A 334-nucleotide genomic window follows, 5' to 3' on the forward strand; every position below is an offset into this window, starting at 1 on the left:
GACAGCAACATTGACAGCGACAGGTTGTACAGGAAGCTTGAAGTGGAGTACAACTGCGACAGGCAGCAGCATCAGTGTAAGCACCGCAGGAAGTTATACAGCGACATGTATCAATAGTTGTGGGGAAAGTGGATTGAGCAATGTAGTAGTTATCACGACAGGCAGTAGCCCAGCAGCTCCAGTAATCAGCAGCAACAAAAACAGCTTGTGTAATGCAGAAACGGCGACGTTGACAGCAACAGGTTGTACAGGAAGCTTGAAGTGGAGTACAACTGCGACAGGCAGCAGCATCAGTGTAAGTACAGCAGGCACATACACAGCAACATGTATCAAT

The 334-nt window shown here is 47.9% G+C and carries 1 pseudogene; it reads left to right on the plus strand.

Features of this window, described 5'->3' with window-relative positions:
• Positions 1-334: pseudogene (locus tag ABR854_RS25920) on the plus strand (gliding motility-associated C-terminal domain-containing protein); the annotation flags it as partial.

The organism is Emticicia sp. W12TSBA100-4 (assembly GCF_040253585.1).
GTDB lineage: Bacteria > Bacteroidota > Bacteroidia > Cytophagales > Spirosomataceae > Emticicia.